Annotated in this window: 21 protein-coding genes; 15 read left to right on the top strand and 6 right to left on the bottom strand. The window is 65.3% G+C overall.

Annotated features, from left to right (window positions below; all coding sequences use genetic code 11):
- Positions 1 to 56 precede the first annotated feature (56 nt).
- Together IEX78_RS22250 and IEX78_RS22245 are read left to right on the top strand one after the other, a co-directional pair.
- Positions 57 to 665 (top strand): sugar O-acetyltransferase, encoded by a 609-nt coding sequence (locus IEX78_RS22250; protein WP_188831011.1) that lies wholly within the window; start codon positions 57 to 59, stop codon positions 663 to 665.
- A gap of 13 nt (positions 666 to 678) precedes the next feature.
- A complete protein-coding gene (locus IEX78_RS22245) occupies positions 679 to 1,107 on the top strand; it encodes a VOC family protein (protein ID WP_188831010.1) in 429 nt (142 codons plus the stop codon).
- Here the strand turns inward: IEX78_RS22245 and IEX78_RS22240 are convergent.
- The gene (locus IEX78_RS22240) at positions 1,104 to 2,468 is read right to left on the bottom strand and encodes a lipase family protein (RefSeq protein ID WP_188831009.1); all 1,365 of its coding nucleotides are present in this window, start codon (positions 2,466 to 2,468) and stop codon (positions 1,104 to 1,106) included. The two genes, IEX78_RS22245 and IEX78_RS22240, sit on opposite strands and share 4 nt — an antisense overlap.
- A 368-nt stretch (positions 2,469 to 2,836) precedes the next feature.
- Positions 2,837 to 3,457 carry a TetR/AcrR family transcriptional regulator gene (locus tag IEX78_RS22235; RefSeq protein ID WP_188831008.1) on the bottom strand — a complete coding sequence of 207 codons (621 nt, stop codon included), beginning with the start codon at positions 3,455 to 3,457 and terminating at the stop codon, positions 2,837 to 2,839.
- Positions 3,458 to 3,543: 86 nt separating this feature from the next.
- On the opposite strand from IEX78_RS22235, the gene ppc reads away from it, so the two are divergent.
- Complete coding sequence (gene ppc, locus IEX78_RS22230; RefSeq protein ID WP_188831007.1) at positions 3,544 to 6,306, top strand: phosphoenolpyruvate carboxylase; 2,763 nt, start codon at positions 3,544 to 3,546, stop codon at positions 6,304 to 6,306.
- Positions 6,307 to 6,311: 5 nt separating this feature from the next.
- Here the strand turns inward: ppc and IEX78_RS22225 are convergent, their stop codons facing one another.
- From IEX78_RS22225 to IEX78_RS22210, 4 genes are all read right to left on the bottom strand, one after another.
- Positions 6,312 to 6,482: a hypothetical protein gene (locus IEX78_RS22225; RefSeq protein WP_188831006.1), complete on the bottom strand. Its 171-nt coding sequence runs from the start codon at positions 6,480 to 6,482 to the stop codon at positions 6,312 to 6,314.
- Between the two features lie 115 nt (positions 6,483 to 6,597).
- On the bottom strand, positions 6,598 to 7,005 hold the full coding sequence (locus IEX78_RS22220; RefSeq protein ID WP_188831005.1) for a RidA family protein: 408 nt from the start codon (positions 7,003 to 7,005) through the stop codon (positions 6,598 to 6,600).
- Positions 7,006 to 7,007: 2 nt separating this feature from the next.
- Positions 7,008 to 7,778: an IclR family transcriptional regulator gene (locus IEX78_RS22215; RefSeq protein WP_188831004.1), complete on the bottom strand. Its 771-nt coding sequence runs from the start codon at positions 7,776 to 7,778 to the stop codon at positions 7,008 to 7,010.
- Positions 7,775 to 8,803 carry a sugar kinase gene (locus IEX78_RS22210; protein ID WP_188831003.1) on the bottom strand — a complete coding sequence of 343 codons (1,029 nt, stop codon included), beginning with the start codon at positions 8,801 to 8,803 and terminating at the stop codon, positions 7,775 to 7,777. Before IEX78_RS22210 ends, IEX78_RS22215 begins: the two co-directional genes overlap by 4 nt.
- Positions 8,804 to 8,925: 122 nt before the next feature.
- On the opposite strand from IEX78_RS22210, the gene IEX78_RS22205 reads away from it, so the two are divergent.
- The 12 genes from IEX78_RS22205 to argF all read left to right on the top strand — a co-directional run bounded on the left by IEX78_RS22205 (position 8,926) and on the right by argF (position 21,281).
- On the top strand, positions 8,926 to 10,191 hold the full coding sequence (locus tag IEX78_RS22205) for a type III PLP-dependent enzyme domain-containing protein (RefSeq protein WP_188831002.1): 1,266 nt from the start codon (positions 8,926 to 8,928) through the stop codon (positions 10,189 to 10,191).
- Between the two features lie 9 nt (positions 10,192 to 10,200).
- Positions 10,201 to 11,811 (top strand): N-acyl-D-amino-acid deacylase family protein, encoded by a 1,611-nt coding sequence (locus IEX78_RS22200; RefSeq protein ID WP_188831001.1) that lies wholly within the window; start codon positions 10,201 to 10,203, stop codon positions 11,809 to 11,811.
- Positions 11,808 to 12,440 (top strand): bifunctional 4-hydroxy-2-oxoglutarate aldolase/2-dehydro-3-deoxy-phosphogluconate aldolase, encoded by a 633-nt coding sequence (locus IEX78_RS22195; protein ID WP_188831000.1) that lies wholly within the window; start codon positions 11,808 to 11,810, stop codon positions 12,438 to 12,440. Before IEX78_RS22200 ends, IEX78_RS22195 begins: the two co-directional genes overlap by 4 nt.
- An 11-nt stretch (positions 12,441 to 12,451) precedes the next feature.
- On the top strand, positions 12,452 to 13,867 hold the full coding sequence (locus IEX78_RS22190; protein ID WP_188830999.1) for a GntP family permease: 1,416 nt from the start codon (positions 12,452 to 12,454) through the stop codon (positions 13,865 to 13,867).
- Between the two features lie 117 nt (positions 13,868 to 13,984).
- Positions 13,985 to 14,227 carry a type II toxin-antitoxin system Phd/YefM family antitoxin gene (locus IEX78_RS22185; protein ID WP_188830998.1) on the top strand — a complete coding sequence of 81 codons (243 nt, stop codon included), beginning with the start codon at positions 13,985 to 13,987 and terminating at the stop codon, positions 14,225 to 14,227.
- A complete protein-coding gene (locus IEX78_RS22180) occupies positions 14,224 to 14,652 on the top strand; it encodes a type II toxin-antitoxin system VapC family toxin (protein WP_188830997.1) in 429 nt (142 codons plus the stop codon). The genes IEX78_RS22185 and IEX78_RS22180 overlap by 4 nt, the downstream gene beginning before the upstream one ends.
- 120 nt (positions 14,653 to 14,772) lie before the next feature.
- Entirely contained in the window at positions 14,773 to 15,987 is a 1,215-nt protein-coding gene (locus IEX78_RS22175) for a cation:proton antiporter (RefSeq protein WP_188830996.1), read from the top strand.
- 31 nt (positions 15,988 to 16,018) lie between these two features.
- The gene (gene argC / locus IEX78_RS22170; protein ID WP_188830995.1) at positions 16,019 to 17,077 is read left to right on the top strand and encodes an N-acetyl-gamma-glutamyl-phosphate reductase; all 1,059 of its coding nucleotides are present in this window, start codon (positions 16,019 to 16,021) and stop codon (positions 17,075 to 17,077) included.
- Positions 17,074 to 18,273: a bifunctional glutamate N-acetyltransferase/amino-acid acetyltransferase ArgJ gene (argJ, locus tag IEX78_RS22165; RefSeq protein ID WP_188830994.1), complete on the top strand. Its 1,200-nt coding sequence runs from the start codon at positions 17,074 to 17,076 to the stop codon at positions 18,271 to 18,273. The genes argC and argJ overlap by 4 nt, the downstream gene beginning before the upstream one ends.
- The gene (gene argB, locus IEX78_RS22160; protein ID WP_188830993.1) at positions 18,270 to 19,151 is read left to right on the top strand and encodes an acetylglutamate kinase; all 882 of its coding nucleotides are present in this window, start codon (positions 18,270 to 18,272) and stop codon (positions 19,149 to 19,151) included. Before argJ ends, argB begins: the two co-directional genes overlap by 4 nt.
- Positions 19,144 to 20,346 (top strand): acetylornithine transaminase, encoded by a 1,203-nt coding sequence (locus IEX78_RS22155; protein WP_188830992.1) that lies wholly within the window; start codon positions 19,144 to 19,146, stop codon positions 20,344 to 20,346. Before argB ends, IEX78_RS22155 begins: the two co-directional genes overlap by 8 nt.
- Positions 20,343 to 21,281 carry an ornithine carbamoyltransferase gene (gene argF, locus IEX78_RS22150; RefSeq protein WP_188830991.1) on the top strand — a complete coding sequence of 313 codons (939 nt, stop codon included), beginning with the start codon at positions 20,343 to 20,345 and terminating at the stop codon, positions 21,279 to 21,281. The genes IEX78_RS22155 and argF overlap by 4 nt, the downstream gene beginning before the upstream one ends.
- The last annotated feature ends 12 nt before the right edge of the window (positions 21,282 to 21,293 follow it).

Raw genomic sequence — 21,293 nt, 5'->3', positions numbered from 1 at the left:
TCGACCGTCGCCCGTGACGAGGCGCCCCACTTCCGCAAACCCATACGCTCGACTCCATGAGTTCACAAAAGCAGCGGATGCTGGCGGGGGAGTTGTATCGGGACTCCGATCCTGAGCTTGTTGCCGAAAGGCAACGGGCGCAACGGCTTTGCGACGAGTTCAATCGCACCGGGCCTGATGAAGAAAAGCGCCGGACCGAGGTACTCACCAAGCTGCTTGGCAAGCTCGGTGAAGGATCGTGGATCATGCCGCGGTTCCAGTGCGACTACGGGTATCTCATTGAGATCGGCCACAATTCGTTCCTCAACTACGACGCCATCCTCCTCGACTGCGCGCCCATCACCATCGGCGACGACTGCTCCATCGGGCCGCGCTGTCAGCTGCTTACCGCGCTGCATCCGATGGAGGATCACCAAAAGCGCAGGGACCGTTGGGAATCCGCGAAGTCCATTCGCATTGGCAACAATGTCTGGTTCGGTGGTGGGGTCATTGTCTGTCCTGGCGTCACCATTGGTGACGACGTGGTGGTCGGCGCCGGTTCAGTCGTGACCCGCGACCTGCCCGATCGCGTCTTCGCCGCAGGCAATCCCGCGCGCGTTATCCGGAACCTGTCCGACCCCATCGCTACGCTTGGCGACGCTGTCGCATTGGATGCCAATCGCTAAAGGAGACCCAGTCATGTCCCACGGTGATGACCTCGCGCTCACGCACGTCGCGCTGTTGATCGGTGATCAGGACGAAGCGCTCACCTTCTACCGCGACCTCATCGGGTTGCAAGTCCGGTCCGATATTCCGTTCGCCGACGATCAGCGCTGGCTCACCGTGGGGCCCGTTGACCAGCCGCATTTGGAGATTTTGCTGGAGACGCCGGGGATGTCGCCTGATCCGGTCAACCAAACCGCGCGCCAAGCCCGGCTCGACAGTGGCGCGCAAGGCACGTTGATCTTCGACACCAACGACCTCGACGGCACCTTCACCCGCATCAAAGACGCAGGCGCCACGGTCGCGCAGCCGATCGTCGAACAGCCCTACGGTCGCGACTGCGCCTTCACCGACCCGTGGGGCAACCAGCTCCGCTTCCACGCGCGCCAGCACCACCACGGCTAACGCTTGCCCAACGGCATCCCGAAGAACGTCGCGTACTTGGCGGCGAGCGAATCACCAAGGAACGCAAGCGATCCCGGCTCGCCGAGCATCGACGTGACGTCTGTTGTCGAGCAGCCATCCGGGGCTGGTACGCCGTCAAGGCGGTCGCGCAGCCACAGCAGTGCTGCGGGGCCGCCAACGACTTCGGCGACCACGTGTTCGCTCGCATGGTCGCGCGTGTAGGTGAGCGAGGTCTTTGGGTCGGCGCAGTAGGTGCCGACCAGGGTGTTTGTCGCGTGCAAGGGCAGAATTTCGTCCCACGCCGAATGCCAGAGGTAAAGCGGCATGTCGGGGACGGTTTTGCCCATGCGGGTGTCGGCGAGCACCGCTGCGACGGGCGCGTCGTCGAGGGGATTTCCGTCGGAACCGATCATGCCGATCATGTTGAGGAACGGCAGCAACGTCGACTGGTACTGCACGCAGAGCGGGGACTTGAGCACCGCAAGCGCCTGCCCTAGTGGGTCGAGCCGCTGGTGGAGATAGGTTGCGAAATCAGGGTATTCGCGCGCCAGACCGAGGACGGCGGCGAACACCAGACCCGACGTTGCCTGACCATTCGACATCGTCAACGCCGCGCCGAGGTCGGCACCAACGCCGCCTTCGGCCGCGCCGACGACATTCAGTTCTGGAGCATACGAGGCTTTCAACTCGGCTGCGTGCCCGGTGGCGATCGAGCCACCCGAGTAGCCGTATAGGCCAACCGGAACAGACGGTGAAAGTCCAAGCGGCGCAAAGGAAGTGGCCGCACGAATGCCGTCGAGGGTGATTCGCCCAGCAAGTGGGCCCGCGGCGTAGGCCGAGTTCGGGCCCTGATGGTCCGGCACGACAACGGCCCACCCCTGCGACAAGGCAGCCTGCGCGAAGAGGAATTCGGCGGGGACGACGACCTGGCCCGCCACGGCAGCGAGCGAAAGATGTTGCAGCGCATAGGAAGGCGCGCAGTAGCCAGCGGTGGAATCCTCGGCGAGCTGCACCGATAGCAACTTCGTCGGTGTCGCCCCGCGCGGCTTGATGACGGTCGCTACGGCCGGAATCGCCTCGTCGCGACTGTTATTGGAGCGGTAGGAGACCTGCCATGCGTCGACGTCGACGGGCAGGATCCCGAAGTCCGCGATCCGCACCTGCCGGGCGGCGATGATTTGCCCGGGCGCCGCAGCGGAAACAACGTCGCCAGCGGGCAGGTAGAACCCGGCATCCAACTCCGGCGGCAGTGGAATCGTGACCGGCGGCGTCACCGCGACGGGCTCAGCGTTCGCGGGCCACCCCGCGACCACAACGGAAAATAGCCCCGCGACCAGCAAAGACCATCGGGAACGCCTCATAACAACCACCCTTGCGCGATATTGAGACGCCATCGTCTCAATGTGAAGCACTATGGCACGGGTGTGGTGTGGATCGCAATGGGCTCAGTCGTGAAATCCGCACTGCAGCAGTCGTGAAGGGTTCCAAGACAGCGGGCAGCAGCCGACCTATCCCGCTCAAAGCGGCGACGAAACCTCACGTACGCCCAACGCTGAATGCCGTCGTCTCGCACGATGGGAGCACTGCCCGGCGACAGCGGGCACAACGTGAAGCGACCACCATGGCATAAACGTGCGCGTTCGCGGGCAAACCCCCGAAATCAGGGCCGCCAAACGCGAACCTGCACGAAAATGCCACGCCTATCGCAACTACTTAGTTGCCAAGCGGCTCAATCCGCAGTCAAAGCCGTCAACATCCTCGCGAAGATCGCAACCAATGCCTCAACCGGCGGCCGCGACTCATCCGCGCTCCACTGCTGCACCGCCCCGTTCACCGCGCCAACGAACGCCGCCATCGCCAACGGCCATCCGCCCGGCGGCGTCACCACCTCCGGTCGACCAGCGGCAATCGCCGCGACAACCTGACCCCACTCGTCACGCACCCCCGCACGGTGTCGCTCAACGGCCGGACTCACCCCGACAATCTCAACGAACGCCACCTGCACCCGCCGCCGATCCGCCGTGATCGCCTCGATGTACGCCCGGCCAGCAATCTCGATCAGCGAAGGCAACGCCGCGTCGGGAACAGCCGACAACGCCGCAACGACCGCCTCCCGCGCCTGGCCCTGCACCTGGTCATACACCGCGACAAGCAATTCCTCGCGCCCGGAAAACAGCTCATAAAACTGCCGACGCGACAATCCCGCCGCCGCGCAAACATCGGTCAGCGAACTTCCCGCATACGATTTCGTCGCGAACACCTCAAGCCCCGCGGCGAGGAATAACTCGCGCCGCTCCTCCTGCCGTTCGGCCACCGAGGAACCGCGATACGAATGCCGGGCGCGTGTCACTTTGGCGAGCCTACTGGGCTTTTCGACAGCGCCAGCGCGGCCAGGTTGAACTCGCGTAACTCCGGGCGCGGCAATACTGTTTCATCATGGGCGAGGACGTACGCATCGAGACCGTATCCGAAGCCACCCGGGAGCTGCGGGAGGACATTCGCTTCCTCGGGTCGATCCTTGGCGAGACCATCCGCGACCACGAGGGTGCCGAAGTGTTCGACCTCATCGAGGCCGTCCGCACCGAAGCGTTCCGGGTGCGCAGAGCCGAGGTTGAGCGCAGCGCGGTCGCCGACATGCTCGACGGCACGCCAACCGAAGTCGCGCTGCCGCTCATTCGCGCGTTCAGCTACTTCGTGCTGCTCGCCAATCTCGCCGAAGACATCCAGCGTGACCGTCGCCGCGCCGCCCACATCCAAGCGGGCGAACCGCCGCAGGACAGTTCCCTCGCAGCCACCTACGCCAAGCTCGACGATGCGAAACTCGACGCCGAAACCGTCGCTGACCTGCTCACCGACGCCCTCGTTTCCCCGGTCATCACCGCGCACCCCACCGAAACGCGCCGCCGCACCGTCTTCGACGTGCAAACCAAAATCACCGAGCACATGCGCACCCGGCGACGCCTCGACCCGACCGACCCCGACTACGCCGCGACCGAACTGCAAATCCGCCGCGAAATGCTCGCACTCTGGCGCACCGCGCTAATCCGCTTGGCGCGCTTGCGAATTCAAGATGAGATCGCCGTCGGCCTTCGCTACTACGACCTCACCCTCTACGACGTGATCCCCGCGATCAACGCCCAGGTCCGCACCGCGCTGCGCGAACGCTGGCCCGACGCCGACCTGCTCCCGCGCCCCATCCTGCGCCCAGGTTCGTGGATCGGCGGCGACCGCGACGGAAACCCCTTTGTCACAGGCGAAGTCGTGCGCTTCGCCGCCGAAAGCGCGTCGGCGTACGCCTTCGACCGCTACCTGCGCGAGCTGACGGAACTGGAAAAGGAACTGGCGCAGTCGGCCAGACTCGTCGACGTCACCGCGCCCGTCGCCGCCCTCGCCCAAGCGAGCTACGACGACCCGAAGGTCTTCGCCGACGAACCGTATCGCCGTGCGCTGCATGCCATTCGGGCCCGACTGAGTGCGACGGCCGCACAAGCGTTGACAGAACTTCCCGAAGCGGCCTTGTCGACACAAGCAGCCCCGTACGCGAATCCCCAAGCCGCTCTTGATGATCTAGACGCCATCGATGAATCCATGCGCGCCAACGGCGACGGTCTCCTCGCCGACGGCAGACTCGCCAATCTCCGCCACGCCATCGAAACCTTCGGCTTCTACCTCCAAGGCCTCGACCTGCGCCAGAATTCGGAAGTACACGAACAGGTCGTCGCCGAACTCCTGAAGTGGGCGGGCGTCCACGACGATTACGCGAGCCTCACCGAAGACGAGCGCGTCGCCCTCCTGCGAAGCGAACTCCACACGCGCAGACCACTTCTCGGCCCGACAGCACAGTTGAGCGAACTGGCGACCAAAGAACTTGCCGTTCTCAAAGCAGCCAAAGACGTCATCGACACGTTCGGCGTCGGCGCGATCCCGAACTACATCATCAGCATGTGCACCTCGGTCAGCGACCTCCTTGAGGCCGCGCTGCTGCTTGCTGAAGCAGGCATCCTCGACCCGAGCGGCCCGTCGAGCCCGGTCGGCATCGTCCCCCTCTTCGAAACGATCGAAGACCTCAGGGCTGGTGCCGAAACACTCAGGAGCGCACTAGAAGTCGACGTCTATCGAGATTTGATCCAAGCCCAAGGCATGCGCCAAGAGGTCATGCTCGGCTACTCCGACTCCAACAAAGACGGCGGCTACCTCGCCGCCAACTGGGCGCTCTACCGCGCCGAACTCGACCTCGTCGAAGTGGCACGCGAAACGGGAATTCGGTTGCGGCTCTTCCACGGTCGCGGCGGGACGGTCGGTCGCGGTGGCGGTCGGTCCTACGACGCGATCCTCGCCCAACCCGTCGGCGCGGTTCGCGGATCGCTGCGGCTCACCGAACAGGGCGAAGTGATCGCCGCGAAATACGCGGAAAGCGGTGCGGCACACCGCAATTTGGAGTCGCTCATCGCGGGAACGCTCGAATCGACCCTGCTCGACGTGGAAGGTCTCGGCCCCGACGCCGAACCGGCCTACGAAATCCTCGACGAACTCGCCGCCCTCGCCCGTGCCGCCTACGGCAGGCTCGTCCACGAGGCACCCGGTTTCGTCGAATACTTCCGGCAATCGACCCCGGTCGCCGAAGTGGGCGACCTCAATATCGGCAGCCGCCCTGCCTCACGCAAACCAACGAATTCCGTCGCTGACCTGCGCGCGATCCCGTGGGTGATGGCATGGAGTCAAGCGCGCGTGATGCTGCCCGGCTGGTACGGCACCGGAACCGCGCTCGCCGAATGGGTAGGCGACGATCCCGCGCGCCTCGCGCAACTGTCGGAACTGTACGAGCGGTGGCCGTTCTTCCGCACAGTGCTCTCCAACTTGGCGCAGGTGATGGCCAAAACCGACCTCGACATCGCCGCGCGCTACGCCAACCTCGTCGAGAACGAGGAACTGCGCGACCGCATCTTCGGGATGATCACCACCGAACACGCCCGCACGATCGCGATGTATCAGGCCGTGACCGGCCACGCCGAGCTGCTAACCGACAACCCTTCGCTCGCCGAGTCGATTCACAACCGGTTCCCGTATCTGGAACCGCTCAACCAACTGCAAGTCGACCTACTGCGCCGGCTGCGCGCGGGCGACGATTCGGAGTTGGTGAAGCGCGGCATCCTGCTCACGATGAATGGGCTGGCTACCGCGCTCCGCAACTCCGGCTAACCGGATTAGATGCAGATGCTGATGCTGACCGGGCCAACCGGGATGCTGGTGCAGATGGTTGCCGAGCCAACGATCGGGGTGGCCGACGGGGTCGCTGCGGCAGCGGTGCCAGCGCCAAGGGCGGTGACGGCGAAAGCGGCGGCGACGACAGCGAGCGGACGGGCGAAACGAGACATAAACACAGTCCTTGAGGTAGTGCGTTTGGTGCGGGCCCCGGGGTCGGGGTGACCCATCACAACATACGCCCGCGTGTCTCGTCGCCGCTTCCGCGAATATCGCGCTAGCGCAACATCAGTCGCTGACCACGGCGAACGCGTCGATCTCCACCAGCATCTCTTCGCGCGGCAGCCCGGTGAAAACGGTGGTGCGCGAAGGCAAAACGCCCTTGGTCGTGTGCTTCTCAACGAACTCGCCGTACGCCTCGTTCATGATCGCGAAATCCTCGCGCTTGGTGAGGTACACGCGCAGCATCATCACGTCGTCGAAGGTCGCGCCCGCCGCTTCGACGATGGCCCGCACGTTCATCAGAGTGCGGGTGGTTTGGGCGGCGACGTCGCCGGGGTGCAGGTACTCGTTGGTTTCCGGGTCGACCGGACCCTGGCCCGAGACCTGCACGAACGGCCCCTTGCGCACGCCCTGCGAAAACGTGTGCGCGGGCGCGGGCGCGGCGGTGGTAAGCACGGCGACCTTCTCAGACATGGTTAACCCTTCTTTGGCAAGACGGCTCGGGCCGGTGCGGCACCGAGTTCGGCGGAAATGGCGTCGGCGGTTGCCTTCACCTGGGGGAGCAGCGCTAGCACTTGGTCGTGGTCGAGCAGCATGTCGGGCACCGATACCGAGATCGCGGCGACGGTCGCGCCGAAGCCGTCGCGAATCCCGACCCCGACGCAGTTGACGAAACTCTCGTGTTCCTCATGGTCTTCGGCGAAACCCTGCTTGGCGACGAGCGCCAACTCGGCGAGGTACTGCTCGGGCGTTCGCAGGGTACGCGGGGTGAACGGGTGATAGTCGAGGCGCGCCGCGATGGCCGGCCACTCTTCGGGTGGCAGCGCGGAGACGAGGATCTTGCCGACGGCCGTGCAGTGCAACGGGGCGGGGCGGCCGATGCGCGAATACATCCGAACCGCTTGTGCCGCATCGACTTTGTCGAGGTAGACCGCGTCGCCGGACTCGTATGCGGCGAGGTGAACGGTCTGCCCGGTCGCCGCGCCGAGCGCGCGCAGATGCGGGCGCGCGATGGTGCGCACGTCGCGACTTTCCAGTGCGTGACTTGCCAATTCGAACATCCGCGTGCCCAGCGAGTAGCGGTGCGCGTCGTCGTGGGTCACGAACCGTTGCGCTTCCATCGTTTGCAGCAGGCGCAGCACGGTCGACTTATGGACGCCAAGTCGCGTCGCTAAGTCGTCAAGCGACTGCGCGCCCTCGCTCAACGCGATGAGAACGACAAGGGCGCGCGACACACTTTGACTCATGACGTCATCGTCGCATTCACGGCATCGGGGTAGCGGAGCGTGGCCCAGGCGTGGTCGTCCAGCGCGGCTAATGCTTGAAGTTGTTGGGGTGACGGGACTTTCGCGGAATCGCCCGGTGCGGTGAGCGCGGCGGCCGCGCACAGGTGGCCGTAGCGGAGTCGAGTGCGCGCGTCCGCGCCGTGCAGGTGCGCGGCGAGGTAACCGCCCGCGAAGGCGTCGCCCGCGCCGATGCGTTCGGTGACGGTGAGGGCGAGCGCGGGGACTTCGATATGCGCCTTGCCGTCGAAGGCGACGACGGAATGCTTGTCGTTTTTGACGACCAACTGCGCGGGCTCGGGGAACAGCGCGCGGAGTTCGTCGGGTTCGCCGGTGCCGAACAGGTCAGCGGCTTCGTCGGCACCGAGCAAAACGATGTCGGCGCCGCGGACGTGGTGGGCCAGTTCGTCCGCGGCATCACGCGAATCCCACAGGGCTGGACGGTAATTCAGATCGAAGCTGACGGTGGTCGGCTGGGCGAGCAGCGCTCGGGTGAGCTGGCTTGCTGATGGCGAAAGGGCCGGCGTGATGCCGGTGAAGTGGATGAGGTCAGCGGTCGCCAGCAATGACTGGGCAACCGAAGTCGTGAGGTCGTCCGGCGACAGCGCACTCGCCGCCGACCCCGCGCGGTAGTAATGCATGCGGCTGGAATCACCACCGAGGTCGTACCGCGACGCCGTACCGGCCCCGCGTTCCTTCACATACAGTCCCGTCGGCCGAGCGGGGTCGACCGCGACCGCGTTCACGTCCACTCCGCGCGCCGCTAGCTGGGCGACGAGGTAGCGGCCGAACCCGTCGTCGCCAACGCGCGACAACCACGCCGCCGAAACGTCCAGTTGCGCAAGCACCGTCGCGACATTGGCCTCCGCGCCACCGGCACTCCGGTCGAAGGAATCCGACGCTTCCAACGGGCCGGGTGCGGCGACCAGCACGGCCAAGCCCTCACCAACGGTGACGGCCCGCGGCTGAACTTTAGTTACCTGAGTCACCCGATTTCCCCTATGTGCTTGCGACCACTGTCTCTGAGATGCACAATAACGAGCACTAACAGACAGTGCAACCGGTGTTGCGCAGTGTGCAATTGGTATCCGCTATAGCGAAAAGGGAAGCTGTGACGATCGACAACGCCGTCGTTGACGCCCTCGCCAACGCGACGCTCGGGCCGCACGACAAGAGCGTGCCCCCAACCGCGTGGGGCGAAACCGTGCGCGACTTTCTGGTTGCCGAGCCGAGAATGGGCGCGTTTGCCACACCGTTGCTCACGCTCGATCGCGGCAGGCTCGATAGCAATCTCGCTGTCATGGCCGACTGGGCCGCCGCGGCAGGCGTCGCGTTGGCACCGCACGGCAAGACGACGATGGCGCCGCAGCTCTGGCGCGAACAGTTCGACGCTGGGGCGTGGGGGATCACGCTCGCCACGCTGTGGCAGGTGCAGGTCGCGCGGTCGGTCGGCGTTAGTCGAATCATGTTGGCTAACACCGCCATTGACCCGGTTGGGTTGCGCTGGCTCGCTGGCGAACTGGGACCCGACTTCGAGTGTTATTGCTGGGCGGACTCGGTCGCGACGGTGGAGTCGATGAACGACATCCTGCGCGACGCCCCCGCCGGGCCGCCGGTGCGGGTGATTGTTGAGTTGGGCGCGCCGGGCGGCCGCACGGGTGCGCGCACTCGCGCCGAAGCGCATGAGATCGCCAAGGCGGTCTCGGCGGCTGAGCGCCTGGAACTCGCTGGTGTTGGCGGGTACGAGGGCGCGCTCGCGCATGATCGCAGTGCGGCGGGCCTTGACGCCGTGCGCGATTACCTCGCCGACATGGCGGTGCTGCACGTTGAACTCGCCGACGAATACCCCGGCCACGCGGTCGTCACCGCAGGTGGGAGCGCCTATCCCGACCTTGTTGTCGAACAGTTGGCCGGTCTCGCTGACGCGTCAACGACGGTCGTTCTGCGCAGCGGGGCGTACCTCGTGCACGACGACGGGTTCTACGCGGGCATTTCGCCGCTCACCGCGCCCGCCGTCGAACCGGGCTTGCGCGCGGCGATGCACGGGTGGGCTCGCGTGGTGTCGCGGCCGGAACCCGAGCTCGCGTTGCTCGATGGTGGGAAGCGTGACTTCCCGTTCGACGAGGGACTTCCCGTGCCGCAGCAGGTGTTTGGCGGCAGTCTGCCCGCTGGCTCGCACGTGAGCGCGCTCAACGACCAGCACACCTTCCTTCGCCTGCCCGGTGCGAGCGCTTCGGATCTGCCCGTGGGATCGGTTGTGCGTCTTGGGCTTTCGCACCCCTGCACCGCGTTCGATAAATGGCGGCTGATCCCGGTTCTCGATGACGCCGACGCGGCGAACCCGCGCGTGGTCGACCTTGTTCGCACGTTCTTCTGAGTAGCCGCCATGAACCACTTCGTTTTTCGCGACATCGATATTGTCGACGGCACCGGCGCCGCCCGCGTTCGCGGGGATGTCCTCATCGGCGATGGCAGCATCGTGCGCATCGCAGCACCAGGGTCCATCGTGGACGAGCAAGTTATCCCGACGCTGCCCGGCTCGGTCCTCGCCCCCGGCTTCATCGACATGCACGCCCACTCCGACCTGCATCTGCTCACCGAACCCGCGCACCTGCCCAAAATCACCCAGGGCGTGACGACGGAAGTGATTGGGCAAGACGGACTTTCGTACGCGCCCATCGACGATGACGCGCTCGCGATCGTGCGCAAACAGATCGCGGGCTGGAACGGCAACCCCGTCGATTTCGACTTTTCCTGGCGCACGGTCGGCGAGTACCTCAGTCGGCTCGACGAGGGCATCACGCCCAACGCCGCCTACCTCGTCCCGCAGGGCACGCTGCGGCTGCTCGTTGTCGGCGCGGAGCAACGCGAAGCGACCACCGCCGAAATCGATCGCATGTGCGCGCTGCTCGCCGAAGGGCTCGACCAGGGCGCGGTTGGGATGTCGTCCGGGCTTACCTACACGCCCGGAATGTATGCCAGCACAGGTGAACTCGCCGCGTTGTGCTCGGTTGTCGCGTCCTATGGCGGCTTCTACGCGCCGCACACGCGCTCCTACGGCGCGGGTGCGCTTGAGGCCTATGCCGAAATGATCGGCCTCGCCCGCGACACCGGCTGCGCGCTGCACCTCACGCACGCGACGATGAACTTCGGTGTCAACCGAGGTCGTGCTGGGGAGTTCCTCGCGCTCATCGCCGAAGCGCGCGCGGCTGGCTGCGACATCACCCTCGACACCTACCCGTACCTGCCCGGCTCGACCACGCTGTCGGCGCTGCTGCCCAGTTGGGCGATGTCGGGCGGACCGGACGCCGCGCTCGACCGACTCACCGATCCCGCGGTGCGCCAACGCGTTACCGAAGACGTGAACGTCAACGGTTCCGACGGCTGCCACGGCGTAACGGTGGAATGGGAGACCATCCAAATCAGCGGCGTTGGCAACCAGGAGCTCAGCGACGCGGTCGGACACACGATTGCCGAGTTAGCCGAAACCTCAAGTCGCCCACCGGTTGACGTGTTCTTCGACCTGCTCACTCGTGACCAACTCGCCACCACGATCCTCCAACACGTCGGTCACGAGGACAACGTCCGCGCGATCATGCGGGACGCCGGGCACATGGGCGGCAGCGACGGCCTGCTCGTCGGCGCGCGACCACACCCGCGCGTCTGGGGCACCTTCCCGCGCTACCTGTCGCACTACGTTCGCGAACTCGGGCTACTCGGGCTCGAAGACTGCGTGCACCACCTCACCGGCCGCCCCGCCGCGCGCCTCCGACTCGCCGAACGAGGTCTGGTTAAGCCCGGCTATGCCGCTGACCTGGTTGTCTTTGACCCGGCGACCATCTACGACACCGCGACTTTCGACCACCCACGCCAGCCCGCGCGCGGCATCCAGCACGTGCTCGTCAACGGCGCGTTCGCCGTCGAGGACGGAACGCCGACCGGTATTCGTGCTGGCCGGGCGCTGCGGATGAACGCGATCAACAAGGAGACTCGATGAGTACCCAGCCCGACGCGATGGAAGTGATTCGCGCCGACCGAGCACTCACGGTGGTGCGCGCGCCAGTGCCGATTTCCGACCCGATCGCGCTCGCGGAAAGCCTTGCGGGCGCGGGCATTCGGGCCGTTGAACTCACCTTCACGACGCCTGACGCGCTTGATGCGGTGCGCGCGGCGGCGAAGGTCGCCGACGCGGTGATCGGGATCGGGACGGTGGTCACGCGCGAGCAGGCCGAGCAGGCGATTGACGCCGGCGCGCGCTTCCTCGTGACCCCCGCGTTGCGACCTGAAGTTGCCGAATTGGCTGTCGCACAAGGTGTTCCGGTCGTGATGGGCGCGTTCACGCCCTCCGAAGTGCTCGCCGCCATCGACATGGGCGCGGCCGCGGTCAAGATTTTCCCAGCCCGGGCGCTGGGACCCACCTACCTGAAAGATCTACGAGGGCCGTTCCCGGACGTGGCCCTCATCCCCTCCGGCGGCGTCAACTCCGGCAACGCCCGCGAATTCTTGCGGGCCGGAGCCATCGCCGTCACTGCGGGCACCGAAGTGGTTGCCCCGTCGGACGTGGCGGACGCGCGTTGGTCGGCCATCGCCACCCAAGCGCACCGTTTCGTCCATTCGCTTGATTGAGAGGTAACCCTATGGGCGCCACTATTGATTGGTTGCGCACGACCACACCAGGCTTGCTTGTGTTGTGTGGTCTAGCGATCGCCGTGCTCCTTTTCGCCATTATCAAGGTGAAATTGGAGCCGTTTATCGCGCTGTTGATGACGGGCCTTTTGCTCGCGCTCGCAGCCGGTCTGCCTGTTTCCAAGATTGTCGGTACCCCGCTTAAAGCGGGCGAATCCATTCTCGAAACTGGCTTCGGCGGCATTCTCGGGCACATCGCGGTCATTATCGGATTGGGCACCGTACTCGGTGCGATTCTCGAAAGATCCGGTGGCGCCGACGTTCTCACCGACCGCTTGCTGCGGATCTTCGGGGAAAAAGGCGCGCCCATCGCGATGGGTCTGCTCGGGCTGATCTTCGGCGTTCCCGTCTTCTTCGACATCGGCATTTTCGTGCTCGCCCCGATCATTTATGTCGCGGCCAAGCGCGGCGGGCGTTCACTTGTGCTGTATGCGATGCCGATGCTTGCCGGTCTGTCGATGACGCACGCGTTCCTGCCGCCGCACCCGGGCCCGGTCGCGCTTGGTGGGCTGCTCGGAGTGAGCCTCGGCTGGTTGATCATCATGGGCTTTGTCTGCGGTATTCCCGGCTTTATCGCCGCCGGTATCGTGTGGGGTACGTGGATTGGTAAGCGCGTCATTGTTGAGGTGCCCGCTGATTTCACGCCGATGGAACCGGATGAGGATCCCGAAGCAGCGAAGGCCGCTAAGAATCCGCCGTCGGTTTGGTTGATCTGCGCGATCATCGCGATTCCGCTTGTGCTGATTCTCGGTGCCACGTTCGGCTTCCAGATTCTGGACAAGGATTCGCGCCTGCTGCAGGTGCTGACCTTCTTCGGTACCCCCGCTGTCGCGCTGCTGATCACCGTGCTTGTCGCGTTTTATCTGCTTGGCATTCGACGCGGGCAGAGCGTGCAGGAATTGAGTTCGATCACCGCTGAGTCGCTTAAGCCGGTCGGCATGGTGCTGCTCGTTGTCGGTGCTGGCGCGTTCTTCGGCAAGGTCATTTCGGCGACCGGAATTGGTACCGCGCTGGCGGACACGATGTCGGCGGCGGGTTTGCCCGTGATCGTGCTGTCGTATCTGATCAGCTGTGGTCTGCGGATCGCGCAGGGTTCGGCGACCGTCGCGATTGTGACGACGGGCGGCATCGTCGCGCCGTTGGTGATCGACCACGGGTACTCGCAAATGTCGATCGCCCTGATCGCGATGTCGATCGCGGCAGGCTCGATCATCCTGAGCCACGTCAACGACGGCGGTTTCTGGATTATCGCGAAGTACTTCAACATGACGGTCAAGCAGACCCTGCAGACCTGGACGGTGCTCGAAACCATCCTGTCGGTGGTGAGCTTCGCGGTGGCAGCGCTGCTGTTCGCGATCGTCAGCTAGGTGAAACGTGCGCAAGCGGGGCGGACTCTGGTTCGCCCCGCTTGCGCGTTTCATCGACCTTGCCGCGGTAATGCGGTGCAGGTAATGTAGGTACATACCTACAAGGGGAGTGGTGCGATGACGTCGATGAGTGCTCGGGAGTTCAATCACGATGTGAGTGCGGCCAAGCGGGCTGCTGAGCAAGGTCCCGTCGTGATCACCGATAGAGGCGACGAAGCGTTCGTGCTGCTCTCGATCGCCGACTATCGACGGCTGAAAGCAGACAGTCGAGACCTGGTCGCCCGGTTGAGCATGGATGATGACGACATCGAATTCGAGCCAGCGACGCTCGATGTCACGCTCAAGGACGTGGACCTGTGAGCTTCCTGCTCGACACCAATGTGTTGAGTGAATTGCGTAAATCGCCGCGATCAGCTTCGCCTGCGGTTCGCGCGTGGACGGCGCGCCATCGCCCGTCAGACCTGTACCTGAGCACGATCACGGTGATGGAGGTCGAGCTCGGCATTTGTCGAGTTGAGCGTCGCGATCCCGCGCAGGGCGCTCGGTTACGCAGTTGGCTCGAAAGTGAAGTGCTTGACGCCTTCGCTGGCCGCGTCTTAGCGCTTGATATGGCAGTCGGTCGTCGGGCTGCCCGGCTCCACGTTCCAGATCCCCGACCTGAGCGCGACGCGATGATCGCCGCGACGGCGAGTGAGCACGGGATGTCGGTGGTCACGCGCAACGTCAAAGACTTCGTGCCGATGGACGTTCCGGTGATCAATCCCTGGGACCACGTCGATTCTTGAGGCGTCACGAAAAAGGTTGGTGGCGGCAAGAACACGTAGACTGACTGAAGCGATGGAGTTGGCGGACCGCAGACCGCCAGTTCCATCGCTTTTACGTTTCGGCGTGCCACGATGACCTGCATGAATCTGCTCGCGCACGCGGTTCAAGCAGCTGAACCAACGGGTCAGTCCCACTCGCCGATCGTGTCGCTCCTGTGGATCGCGGTAATCGCCGTCGCGGCACCACTGGTCTCGAAGATGCTGCGCGGGTATCTGCCTGGTGTCGTCGTCCTGCTTGGGGCGGGGGCCCTGATCGGGCCGTATATGGCCGACTTCGCGGCCTCGACCGGTGGTGTTGAGTTGGTTAGCCAACTAGGGCTCGCCATGTTGTTCTTGCTCGCCGGTTTCGAACTCGACCCCAAGCTCGTTCGCGGTAAGGCGGGTCGCGTCGCATGGGAGACGTGGATCATCTGCCTGGTTTTCGCGTTCGCCCTCGTTTCGCTCGTCGCTACGCGCGGTGTCGAGTCGCGCATCGCCATCGCGATCGCGTTGACCTCGACCGCGCTCGGCACCCTGCTCCCGATCATCACCCAAGCGGGCATCCTCAACACCCAACTCGGCAAAGCGGTCATGCGCAACGGCGCGGTCGGCGAGCTGGGGCCGGTCGTCGCGATATCGGTGCTGCTGTCGAGCAAAAGCCCCGGCTCCGCGATCGCGGTCGTTGTCATGTTCATCGCCGCTGTCGTCGTTATCGGGTTTGTCCCCGTTCGGCTGCTTGACCGGTTTCCCCGCCTCGTCAGCGCGCTCAGCGGGCTCAGTGGCGGTGCGTCACAGTTCCCGGTGCGCGTCGTCGTCATGCTGCTGCTTGTCCTGATGGCGCTTGCCCAAGAATTCGACCTCGACCTCGTTCTTGGCGCGTTTGCGGCGGGCATGATTTTGCGCCAGTTCGTCGTCGCAGGGATGCCGTCGGTGCAAGAATCGCTTGAGTCGATGGGATACGGCCTGCTCATCCCGGTCTTTTTCGTGGTCTCCGGGATGGGTATCGATCTTCACGCCGTGACCGAGGAACCCGGCAAATGGCTGTTGTTCGTCGCGACGATCGCCGTCGCGCGCGGCATCCCGGTGTTCCTCAGCGAATGGTTGGTCCCGCACGGCGACAACCTGCAAACACCACGCGAACGCGTCGAATTGGCGTTCTACTCCGCGACCGGTCTGCCGATCATCGTGGCCGTGACCGAGGTGGCGACATCCGCACACCTCATCACCGACCAGCTCGCCTCCCTGCTCGTAGCGGCGGGCGCGACGACCGTGCTGCTGTTCCCGCTGGCAGCGCGCCTGATCGGCACCACTTCATGAATGAGCTTGCATAGTCGTGCATAATACTCACATGGTTGATTCGTCTGGAGCGCCCGTGTTGCGGGTGGCGGTCGCTGGTGCGAGTGGGTACGCGGGCGGCGAAGTGTTGCGACTGCTGCTTGGACACCCGGAGTACCGCGCTGGGCGCCTCGACATCGGGGCGCTGACCGGCGGATCTAACGCGGGCACCGCGCTCGGCACCCTCCAGCCGCACCTGCTGCCGCTGGCCGATCGCATCCTCGAACCGACCACCCCCGAAACCCTCGCTGGCCACGACATCGTCTTCCTCGGCCTCCCGCATGGCCAGTCGGCCGCCATCGCCGCCGCCCTGCCCGACGACACCGTCGTCATCGACTGCGGTGCCGACTTCCGGCTCACCGACCCCGACGCGTGGACGAAGTACTACGGCAGCGAGCACGCCGGCTCGTGGCCGTACGGTCTGCCCGAATTGCCCGGCGGACGCGACCAGCTCGTCGGCGCGCGGCGCATCGCGGTGCCCGGCTGCTACCCGACTGTCGCCAGCCTCGCGCTCGCCCCTGCCATCGCGGCGGGCATCATCGAACCCACCGTCACCGTCGTCGCGGTCAGCGGTACTTCGGGTGCGGGCCGCAAGCTCGACACGTCGCTGCTGGGTTCGGAAGTCATGGGTAACGCCCGCGCCTACAACATCGCGGGCGCGCACCGGCACACCCCGGAGATGATCCAGAACTTGAAAGCCGCTGGCGGCGTTGACGTTTCGGTGTCCTTCACGCCGGTGCTCGCGCCGATGTCGCGTGGCATTCTCGCCACCTGCACCGCACCGGTGAAGGTCGACGGCGCCCAAGCGCGCGCGGTGTACGAAAAGGCTTACGCCGATGAACCTTTCATCCACCTGCTCCCCGAAGGTCAACTGCCACAAACTGCTTCGGTGCTCGGGTCCAACGCCTGCACGCTGCAGGTGGCCGTTGACGAAGACGCTGGCCTGCTCATCGTGGTTGGCGCGATCGACAACCTCACCAAGGGCACCGCTGGCGCGGCCGTCCAGTCCATGAATCTCGCCGTCGGTTTCGACGAAACCGCCGGACTTTCCACCGTAGGAGTCGCACCGTGACCAGCAAAATCGTCAAGAACCAGGGTGTCACCGCGCCGCTTGGGTTCCGCGCTGCCGGTATCGCGGCGGGCATCAAAGCCAGCGGCAAACCCGACCTCGCGCTTGTCCTCAACGAGGGCCCCGAATACTCGGCGGCCGCCGTCTTCACGAGCAACCAGGTCAAGGCAGCGCCCGTCTTGTGGTCGCAGCAGGTGATCAAGTCCGGTCAGGTGCGCGCCGTTGTCCTCAACTCCGGTGGCGCGAACGCGTGTACGGGCCCGCTCGGCTTCCAAGATACCCACCGCACGGCCGAGGAAGTTGCTGCGGTACTGAGCAATTGGGGCACCGAGACCGGCGCGGGCGAGGTGCTCGTCTGCTCGACCGGCCTCATCGGCGACCGGCTCCCGATGGACAAGCTCATCCCCGCGATCACCGAACTCGTTCATGAGATGGGCGGCGGGATCTCCGGCGGTGCCGACGCCGCGCGCGCGATCATGACCACCGACACCGTGCCGAAGGAAACCGCCGTTCACCACGAGAACAAGTGGAATGTCGGCGGCATGGCCAAGGGCGCTGGCATGCTCGCGCCTTCGCTCGCGACGATGCTCGTCGTGCTCACCACCGACGCGATCGCGACGCCCGACCAGCTCGACCAGGCACTGCGCAAGGCGACGAAATACACCTTCGACCGCCTCGATGTCGACGGATCGTGCTCGACCAACGACACCGTGATCCTGCTCGGCAACGGCGCGAGCGGCATCGCCCCTTCGCAAGAAGAACTCGACGCCGCCGTTTTCGCCGCCTGCGACGACCTCGCCGCCCAGCTCATGGCCGACGCCGAGGGCGTCACCAAACGCGTGCAGATCACCGTCGAAGGCGCGGCTTCCGAGGAGGAAGCGTTGATCGTCGCGCGTGCGGTCGCGCGGGACAGCCTCGTCAAGACCGCGCTGTTCGGCTCCGATCCGAACTGGGGTCGCGTGCTCGCCGCTGTCGGGATCGCGCCGGTGAAGCTTGACCCGAATCGAATTGCCGTGTCGTTCAACGGAAATCCGGTCTGCGTCGACTGCGTTGGCGCGCCCGGCGCACGCGAGGTTGACCTGTCGGGCGAAGACATCAACGTGCTCATCGAACTCAATGTGGGCGACGGCACCGCGATGGTGCGGACGACCGACCTGTCGCACGCTTACGTCGAAGAGAACTCGGCGTACAGCTCATGACCGCCGCGCTCTCCGCGCTGGACAAGGCGCACATCCTCGCCGACGCGCTGCCGTGGCTGCAGAAGTTCCACGACAAGATCGTCGTCATCAAATACGGCGGCAACGCGATGATCGACGACGAACTCAAGGCCGCGTTCGCCGCCGACATGGCGTTTTTGCGGACCGTCGGTGTGCATCCGGTTGTCGTGCATGGCGGTGGCCCGCAGATCAACGCGATGCTCAAGCGGCTCGGCATGCAGGGCGAGTTTCGCGGTGGCTTCCGGGTCACGACGCCCGAGGTCATGGACGTGGTTCGGATGGTGCTCTTCGGCCAGGTCGGGCGCGAACTGGTTGGGCTCATTAACGCGCACGGCCCGTACGCGGTTGGGATTTCCGGCGAAGACGCGCACCTGTTCACCGCGACGCGTCGCACGGTCACCGTCGACGGCGAGCCAACTGACATCGGCCTCGTCGGCGATGTCACGGAGGTGAACCCGAGCGCGGTGTTGGATCTCATTGGCGCGGGGCGCATTCCGGTGGTGTCGACCATCGCTCCCGACGCCGACGGGGTCGTCCACAACATCAACGCCGACACCGCCGCCGCCGCGCTCGCCGAAGGCATCGGCGCGGAAAAGCTGGTCGTGCTCACCGATGTCGAAGGGCTGTACACGAACTGGCCCGACCGCAGTTCGCTGACCAGCCGCATCGACGCCGACGCGCTCGCGACGTTGCTGCCAAGCCTCGACGCGGGCATGGTGCCCAAGATGGAAGCCTGCTTGCGCGCGGTCACCAATGGGGTACCGAGCGCGCATGTGATCGACGGACGGGTGCCGCACGCGGTCCTGCTCGAACTTTTCACCGGTGAAGGAATCGGAACGATGGTGACTGCTCATGAGTGACGTAGCCGGACTGCAACAGCGCTGGTCAGCCGCGATGATGCACAACTACGCGACGCCCGCGGTGGCGTTGGCGCGCGGTGCGGGCGCGGTGCTCTATGACGCCGACGGCAAGCGCTACCTCGACTTCCTCGGTGGCATCGCCGTCAACAGCCTGGGCCACGCGCACCCGGCGATCATCGAAGCCGTCACCAACCAGCTCGGCACGCTGGGCCATGTGTCGAACATTTACGCCTCCGAGCCGGTGATCGAGTTGGCTGAAAAGCTGCTCGCGCACTTCGGCGACGGCGAGGGACGCGCGTTCTTCTGCAACTCGGGCACCGAGGCGAATGAGGCCGCGTTCAAGATGGCGCGGCTCACTGGGCGCAGCAAGATCGTCGCTGCCGATGAGGCGTTCCACGGGCGCACGATGGGCGCGCTCGCGCTCACCGGTCAGCCGAGCAAGCGGGCACCGTTCGAACCGATGCCTGCCGGCGTCGTTCACGTGCCGTACGGTGACGCGGAAGCCCTTGCCGCCGTTGTTGATTCGGATACGGCGGCGGTGTTCCTCGAACCGATCATGGGGGAGAGCGGTGTTGTTGTTCCGCCGCTCGACTACCTGGCTCGCGCACGCGAAATCACTTCCGCCGCAGGTGCTTTGCTGATTCTCGACGAGGTACAGACCGGCATCGGCCGCACCGGGCACTTCTACGCGCATCAGGCCGCTGGCATCGTGCCCGACGTGATCACCCTCGCGAAGGGGCTAGGCGGCGGACTGCCGATCGGTGCCGTGCTCGCGCAGGGTCCGGCGGCTGAGTTGCTCACGCCGGGCCTGCATGGGACGACCTTCGGCGGCAACCCGGTCTGCGCGGCGGCGGCGTTGGCCGTGCTGAAGACCATCGACGAGCAAGACCTGCTCGTGCACGTCGACGCGCTCGGCAAGCGCATCGCTGACGGTATCGAGGTGCTCCAACACCCGGCCGTCGACCACGTGCGTGGCGCTGGCCTGCTGATCGGCATCGTGTTGACCGACGACATCGCCGCACACGTCGACCTGCGTGCGCGCGAAGCCGGTTACCTGGTCAACCCCGCTAAACCCAATGTGATCCGGTTGGCACCACCGTTGGTGCTCACCGAAACCCAGGCCGACAACTTCGTCGCCGACTTGCCCGAGATTTTGGACGCGGCTGTCGCCGACGCGAAGGGAACGACCAAGTGAGCACCACCCTGCGGCACTTCCTCCGGGACGACGACATCACCCAGGCCGAGCAGGCGGAAATCCTCGCGATCGCCGCCGAGCTGAAAGCCAATCCCTTTGCCCACCAGCCGCTTTCCGGGCCGCGCGGGGTCGGGGTGATCTTCGAGAAGAACTCGACCCGCACGCGGTTCTCGTTTGAGTTGGGCATCGCGCAGCTCGGCGGACACGCGGTTGTGGTCGATGGGCGCGACACCCAGCTTGGTCGCGAAGAAACCCTCGGTGACACCGGACGGGTGCTGTCGCGGTACGTCGACGCGATCGTCTGGCGCACCTTCGAACAGACCCGTCTTGACGAAATGTCGGCTACCGCAACGGTTCCCGTCGTGAACGCGCTGTCGAACGAGTTCCACCCGTGCCAGGTGCTCGCCGATTTGCAGACGATCGCCGAACGCAAGGGCGAGCTTGCCGGGCTCAACCTCACCTATTTCGGCGACGGTGCGAACAACATGGCGCACTCGCTGCTGCTGGGTGGTGTGACGGCGGGGATCAACGTCACCATCGCGGCCCCAGCCGGTTTCGAGCCGCTGCCGTGGATTATGGAAGCCGCCGCCAAGCGTGCTGCCGAGACGGGCGCGACCGTCACTGTGACGAACGATCCCGTCGCCGGGGCAACCGGCGCGGACGTGCTGGTGACGGACACGTGGACGTCGATGGGTCAGGAAAACGACGGCCTCGATCGCGTTGGCCCGTTCCGTCCGTTCCAGCTCAACGAGGACCTCGTTGGCTTGGCGAACCCGGAATCGCTTGTGCTGCATTGCCTTCCGGCGCACCGTGGTGAGGAAGTCACCGACGGTGTTCTCGACGGCCCGCACAGCGTGGTGTGGGACGAAGCCGAGAACCGGTTGCACGCGCAAAAGGCGCTGCTAGTCTGGTTGCTTGCGAAAGCTGCCGCGTGAGAACACCTTTGG

The sequence above is a fragment of the Nocardia camponoti genome (assembly GCF_014646135.1).
Lineage (GTDB): Bacteria > Actinomycetota > Actinomycetes > Mycobacteriales > Mycobacteriaceae > Nocardia > Nocardia camponoti.
This window is presented reverse-complemented; position numbering and strand designations above follow the sequence as displayed.